At 65.7% G+C, this 6,664-nt stretch carries 6 protein-coding genes; 2 read left to right on the forward strand and 4 right to left on the reverse strand.

Going from position 1 to position 6,664, the window contains the following annotated elements; all coding sequences use genetic code 11:
• Nucleotides 1–33 precede the first annotated feature (33 nt).
• The 3 genes from ACQP1G_RS41645 to ACQP1G_RS41655 all read right to left on the reverse strand — a co-directional run bounded on the left by ACQP1G_RS41645 (nt 34) and on the right by ACQP1G_RS41655 (nt 2,267).
• Nucleotides 34–516 (reverse strand): YbaB/EbfC family nucleoid-associated protein, encoded by a 483-nt coding sequence (locus tag ACQP1G_RS41645; protein ID WP_433209286.1) that lies wholly within the window; start codon nt 514–516, stop codon nt 34–36.
• 105 nt (nt 517–621) lie between these two features.
• The gene (locus ACQP1G_RS41650) at nt 622–942 is read right to left on the reverse strand and encodes a hypothetical protein (protein WP_433195530.1); all 321 of its coding nucleotides are present in this window, start codon (nt 940–942) and stop codon (nt 622–624) included.
• A 23-nt stretch (nt 943–965) separates the two neighbouring features.
• On the reverse strand, nt 966–2,267 hold the full coding sequence (locus ACQP1G_RS41655) for a hypothetical protein (protein WP_433195532.1): 1,302 nt from the start codon (nt 2,265–2,267) through the stop codon (nt 966–968).
• Between the two features lie 345 nt (nt 2,268–2,612).
• Between ACQP1G_RS41655 and ACQP1G_RS41660 the strand changes: the two genes are divergently transcribed.
• Nucleotides 2,613–3,929: an MFS transporter gene (locus tag ACQP1G_RS41660; protein ID WP_433195534.1), complete on the forward strand. Its 1,317-nt coding sequence runs from the start codon at nt 2,613–2,615 to the stop codon at nt 3,927–3,929.
• 56 nt (nt 3,930–3,985) lie between these two features.
• Nucleotides 3,986–4,660: a response regulator transcription factor gene (locus ACQP1G_RS41665; RefSeq protein WP_433195536.1), complete on the forward strand. Its 675-nt coding sequence runs from the start codon at nt 3,986–3,988 to the stop codon at nt 4,658–4,660.
• On the opposite strand, the gene ACQP1G_RS41670 is transcribed toward ACQP1G_RS41665, so the two are convergent.
• On the reverse strand, nt 4,651–6,270 hold the full coding sequence (locus tag ACQP1G_RS41670; RefSeq protein ID WP_433195538.1) for a hypothetical protein: 1,620 nt from the start codon (nt 6,268–6,270) through the stop codon (nt 4,651–4,653). The two genes, ACQP1G_RS41665 and ACQP1G_RS41670, sit on opposite strands and share 10 nt — an antisense overlap.
• Nucleotides 6,271–6,664 lie beyond the last annotated feature (394 nt).

A 6,664-nucleotide genomic window follows, 5' to 3' on the forward strand; every position in this document is an offset into this window, starting at 1 on the left:
GCTAGCGGTACGTCATCGCACCCCACCCCGAATTCACCAGCCCGACTCGGACACACCCGACTGTCCCCCGGGGGAACGGGTGTGATCCCACGGCATGACATCGGTGAACACCATGGGCGGGTCCGCATCCTCGGCGGACGGCGTGGTGCGCGCGGACGGCGGCGCGGTCGACACCTCGGGCCGGGCGGGCAATATCTCGCGCAGATCGGGTAGTCCGGGGACGAACTCGGACAGCTTCGGCAGCCGCGCGGTCTGTGCGCGCATCTCCTCGACCATCGCATTTGTCAGACGCTGGATCTGGACCGCGGCGGCCTGTCCGGCGGCGGTAATGGCGGCGGCCAGTTCCGCGTAGGTCAAATCCCCTATGTCATCGGTGAATCGGGTCTGGATGACCACGTTGTCCGCGTTGACGACGACAGCGACGCGTTTGCCTGCCGCGTAACCTGTCGCCGTCAGCAGGGCACGTTTCTCCTGTGCCCGCGCGATCGATTCGACGCCCGCTCGCATCGACTCCATGAGATCGGTGAATTGCCCGATCGAAATGTCGCCCGCCATCGAACCCCTCCTAGCTGACCGCGTACCCGACAATCCGGCACTCGGCTCGAACTCGTGATATTCGCGTCAGATGCTCTCGAAGTCGTCGCGACCCGCATCATCGGTGTCGGTGAGGGCGCCACCGGCATCGGTCACACCCTGTGAATAGTTCTGCAGCGTCTCGATTTGCGCATTCAATACGGCGAGAAGATTGTCGTGGGACGCCTCGTAACCATTTTCGCCGCCGGCGAATTCCGGCCCGCGACCGTTGGTCCCCCAACTGCCCCAGCTCTGAGTATTCACCGCGTCCAGCCGCGATACGATCGCCTGGATTTTGATGGCGACCTCGGCCAGGTCCGCCGACGGTTTGTTCAACCCGGACGGGGTCGCCCGGAAGCCTTCACTCATCTCGAACCTCCTCCGACCCTGCGTTATAACGCAATTCGATCATCGTATGGACGTCGGCCGTCCAAAAGATGAAGTCCCGGTACACTCTTGGGGACCTCCGGCCAATGATTCACGGCACAAACTCGATTCGGCCGCGACAGCACCGTTCCGGCCGCTGTCAACTGACGCATGGCGGCATCGATATCGCCATCGCCACCGAAAGTGTCCGCCACCAACTCCCGGGTAATCTCGCCGCGTTCGGCGGCAGTCAGCAAGCGCGCCAACGCGGTTCGCGGTCGGGTGCCGGGATCCGCCGACAGCAACCGGGCCACGGCCTCGATGGCGGTGTGCGCGTTCCAGATCTCCGGCATCGCCGCACCGCACTGCTGCACCGACGGTGATTCCCCTCCGTACCACCGATGGCCGTCCCACCAGAAGCAGAACGAGAGCAGGCCGACCGCCGCGCGCGGGCTGAGCACCGCGTTCGTCACCCAATCCGGTGCTCCCGCATAGAGATTCGGCAGATCGAGACCGCCGTTGTACGCCGCGTTCAAGGCGGGTGCGTCCCACACACCGCCCGACAGTACGGCTCGACCGCCCGGCACGGCGTACAGCGTGGAGCCGCTGCTGCCGGTGCCCCCGCTCTCGAACCAGCCATTCGACGGTACGACGCGCGGGCCACGGTCGGACGAAACGCCAACGTGCGCAGCCGAAATCGTCGCCCATCTGGCCCACAGCTGCGGGAACGGCGGAAGTTCCTCGTCCACCGGCCGCGCCGTCACCCCACGCGCGCGGTCGGCGATAACCGCCACCGCGGCCCGGCGCGGACGGCGACACTGCCGGTCGGCGTGCCCCATATAGGCCGCGAGCCACACCGGCAGTCGCGGACGCGGATAGGCCGCCACATCGGCGCAATACGCCTCGGGACGGAAGAGCTGATCGGCGGGGAACGGCTCGTCGCCGTAGTCGTAGTCGACTTCGATGTCACCGGATGCGTTGGCCCACAACAGCAGTCGCCACCACGGCTCGGCACCTGCCGCGGCAAGCTCCGTGCGGTAGCGGCGCACCAGTGCCAATACCGGCTCCGGCACCTCCAGGCGTGTCACGCGCTGCGGACCGGCGAATTCGACACGCGCCGATTCGACGGTCACGGTCAGTGCGAACACCGCGTACAGCCGCCGCCAGCCGGATGGACCCAGTTCGGCCAACTCATCCGCGATGCCCGAGATCAACGTCTCGGCCGCCGGGTCGGCGACGACGGTATCCATGCCGCCGATCTGTCCGTCGCGCCCACCCGTCGACCGACCACCACCCCGCACGGGATCGCTACGCGATGCTCGAGTCATTGCTCTCGTTTCCTGTTACACCACAACCGATTCAGGACCGCCCGCTGATGTTTCGGGTGACCGGCAGTAGTCGCCATCGGTGTCATTTCCGATAGTGGCACGCGGATCGACACTCGTATCCGGTTACCGAGGACGACTAGCTAAAGAGACTGTTAAGAATTCGATCCGGCCTCCGACCAGGGCATCTGCCGCCTCGGCAGTCGAATTATCGAGCCTGGAAATTCGCTCGGAGTTTTTTTCCTAAGGGACCGTTAGAACATCGGCGGACCTCTGGTAATGCGCTGTGACTGCGCTCACAGTCGCCATTACTACGCCGGCACGTGCGGCGCCAGAAGGAGATTCACAATGACTACGACACAACTCGCGGGCGAGCGCAGGGTCATCGCCAACGTGCTGCGTGGCTCACTCGGCAATCTCGCCGAGTGGTACGACTGGTATGTCTACGCCGCGTTCAGCGTGTACTTCGCGCACAGTTTCTTCCCCAAGGGCGATTCCACCGCACAGCTACTCAACTCGGCGGCCGTCTTCGCGGTCGGCTTCCTGATGCGCCCGATCGGCGGCTGGATGCTCGGCCGCTACGCCGACCGCTTCGGACGCCGTGCCGCACTGACTCTCTCGGTGACGGTGATGGCCGCGGGTTCGCTGCTGATCGCGTGCACGCCCGGATATCAGACGATCGGCCTGGCCGCGCCGGTGCTGCTGGTGCTGGCCCGGCTGTTGCAGGGCTTGTCCCTCGGCGGCGAATACGCAACCAGCGCAACGTATCTGTCCGAGGTGGCATCGCCGGGTAAGCGCGGGTTCTATTCGAGCTTCCAGTATGTCACGCTCGTCGCGGGTCAGTTGGTCGCACTCGGTGTGCAGATCGTGCTGCAGCACATTCTCAGCGACGCCCAGATGAATAACTGGGGCTGGCGCATTCCGTTCCTGATCGGCGCGGGCGGCGCCCTGCTGATCATGTGGCTGCGGCGCGGCATGGACGAATCCGAGCAGTTCCGGGCCGAATCCGGTGGACCGGCCCGCGGCTCGCTGCGCGTGCTCGCACAGTATCCGCGCGAATGCCTGATCGTTTGCGGACTCACCCTCGGCGGCACCGTCGCGTTCTACACCTACACGACCTACATGCAGAAGTTCATGATCAACACCGCACATATCTCCAAGCCGACCGCGGCCTGGATCAACTTCATCGCGCTGCTGGTGTTCGTGGTGCTGCAGCCGCTGGCCGGTGCGCTCTCCGACCGCATCGGGCGGCGCAAGTTGCTGATCTTCTTCGGTATCGCGGGCACTCTGCTGACCGTGCCGATCATGACCGTGCTCGCGCACACCCGCAATCCGATCGGCGCATTCGCGCTGATGATGCTGGCCTTGGTGGTCATCACCGGCTACACCTCGATCAACGCCATCGTGAAGGCCGAACTCTTCCCGACCCGGATCCGGGCGCTCGGCGTCGGCCTGCCCTATGCGCTGACCGTGGCGATCTTCGGCGGCACCGCGGAAACCATCGCACTGGCATTGAAGAAGGCCGATCACGAGTCGCTGTATTTCTGGTACGTCGCGGCCTGTATCGCGATCTCGCTGACGATCTACTACTTCATGCGCGAGACCTCGAAGAACTCCGCAATCGAGGCCGAGGCCGACAGCGGCGCCGAGGTGACCGTCCATTGAGGATGGCAATACGCAAACGCCTGCGCGTCGAACCTTCGCTTTGCAAGGATCGGCGCGTGCGGCTTGTGCTGGTGGAAGACGATGACGGGGTGGGTGACGCGCTACAAGCCGCGCTCACTGCCCGCGGCTACGTCGTCGATCGCAAGCGGCGCGGCGCGGACCTACTACGCACGCACCGCGACTACGACGCGGTGATCCTCGATCTCGGGCTGCCCGATATGGATGGTCTGGAGGTTTTGCGGCGACTGCGCGAGGTCAGCTCGGTGCCGGTGTTGATCCTCACGGCACGAGCCGGGGAACGCACCATCGTGCTCGCGCTGCGCTCCGGTGCAGACGACTATCTGGTGAAACCGCCGCGCATCGCGGAACTCGTCGCACGGCTGGAGACGGTCACCCGCCGCGTCGTCATCCACACCTCACCGGTCGAGGCGGTCGTATCCCAGGATGTGCGAGTCGACCTCATGGCGCGGCAGGTCGAGGTGGCCGGCGCGCCGATCATGCTCACTCACAAGGAGTTCCAGCTGGTCCGAATCCTGGCGGAGCGACCGGACACCGCCGTGAGCCGCCAAGAGCTGATGGACCGCATCTGGGGCGACTCGTCGGCATCGGTGTCGCGGGCGCTGGATGTCCATATGGCGGGGTTGCGCTCGAAACTCGATCGCCCCGGTCTGATCACCACCATCCGCGGCTTCGGCTATCGCTGGAGCACCGATGGCGGCGATCAGGCCTGAACGGATCCGTGCCGCTGCTGGAAGCGCTGTTCGAACTCGGCGGCATAGACCGACGGCGCGACCGACGACGAAGACTGTTCCAGCACACCGTCATCGGCGACGTAGAAGATCGCACGGCCGATCGAGATCTCACCGGGTTCGGTCGGCACGTACACCATCCAGCCGACGCTGATCCGATCCGCGCGCAGATTCTCCAGCGGATAGCCGGTGGTGTCCATATTCTGATCCAGGATGTACCGCCGCACCTGGGCGATCGCGGCTTCGCGCGAAATCGGCTCCGGCAGTGTGATCGTCGCACCGGCCAGCGTGAGCTGATAGAGGGCGCTGTCGATATCGAAGGTGCCATCGTCACCGAAGACCTCGACGAGCGTATCGCGGGTAACGATACCGATTTCCGCGGCCGACACCAGATTGGCCACCGCGGCGCGCTGCCCATCGGTTGGCTCTTCGGCGACCAATCCGGCGACGACACCGGCCACGGTATCGGAGGTCCAGATGCCGGGCACCGCTTCGCTGAGCCGATCCGCGGTCGGCGAGTCGCCGCGATACCACCGGCCGCCGTCCCACCAATAGCAGAACGACAGCAACCCGCTGGCCGCACGGGGATTCAGCACCGGATTGGCGATCCACTCCGGGGCACCGGCGTACAGCCGCGGCATCGACTCCTCGCCGTTGTAGACGGCATCGAGTTCGGGGGCGTTCCACACGCCACCGGACAGTACGGCGCGACCGCCCGGCAGCGCATACAGCGTCGACCCGCTGCGTTTCGATCCCTCGAACCAGCCGAGCGCGGGCAATACCCTTGGCCCCCACTGGGATCCGGCGGCCACGAACGCGGCCGCGATGACCGCCCAGCGGGCCGACATCACCGGGAAGGCCGGAAAGTCCCGCGCCGACAACACCGGTCGCACGCCGGCTTCCCGGTCCGCCCGCGCCTGGTTGGCCGCGATGAGCGCCGGGCGTGATTGCCGGTCGCCATGGCCGATATACGCCGCCAGCCACACCGGCAGCGTTTCGCGCGGATACGCCTGCAGATCCGTGGCGTAGACCTCGGGAGGGAACAGGTGGTCGTCCGGGAAGGGTTCGTCACCGTAGTCGTAGTCGACCTCGATCTCGCCGGTGCTCGCCAAATCGATCAGCAGACGCCACCAGGGGCCGTCGCTCAGTTGGGCCGATAGGTGGCGCTGTTCCCGAACCAGTGCGACCACGTCGTCGGCTGGCTGGACCCGGGCCTCGCGCTGCTCGTCGTCGGAGAAGTTCACCAGCGCGAGTTCGGCCGTGGTGGTCATGACGAAGACGGCCTCGAGGCGGCGCCAGCCCTGCGGACCGCCGGATGCGAGCGCGCGGGCGATTCGGTGGATGAGTTGCTTGGCCTGTTCGGCTACGTCGGCCGGAGGTTCGTCGAGGGTGAAGCCGATATCGGGGGCGTCCTCGTCTTCTTCCTCGGTAGAGCTGTCGGCGGTGGGGTTGTTGTCGGCCGCCTCGAAGGCCTTCATGAACTCAGCCATGAACTCCGCGTCGCCGCCGGGTACGGCCGCGCGCTGCTCGTGATTCGGGGTCGGCTCTTCGTTCGACTGGTTGCCGGGGGCTTCGCCGTCAGGTGTGGTCACGTTGCCGCAATCTCCCTCATCTGCGCACCGCACGCCGCGGACCGCGCGCACAGTGCCCGAGCTATTACCGTTCCTATCCTGGCACAGCGCCGCGATACGCGATTCCGGAAAGCCCGGGGCTTAACCGATCCTGAAGGTAGAGCTTTGGAAGCAAATGCGGCGGGCTCGAATCCGCCGTCCCCGAACACGTTCCATTCGCCGGGCGTGACAACCAGCACCAGTGGGACTTCTCGGACTCGGGTCGCGCATTGGTGCGTGGCCGCGCAGAGCATGCTCCTCCGCCAGAATGCTCGGTATGGGCACGGCTTACGAGGACTCGTTGTCCGGGACGTCGACGCCACCTTGATTCCGCCGCGCCAATTTGGGCTCGCGCAGACCTTCTGATTTTCGGCTC

It is taken from the genome of Nocardia sp. CA-107356 (genome assembly GCF_050946365.1).
Lineage (GTDB): Bacteria > Actinomycetota > Actinomycetes > Mycobacteriales > Mycobacteriaceae > Nocardia.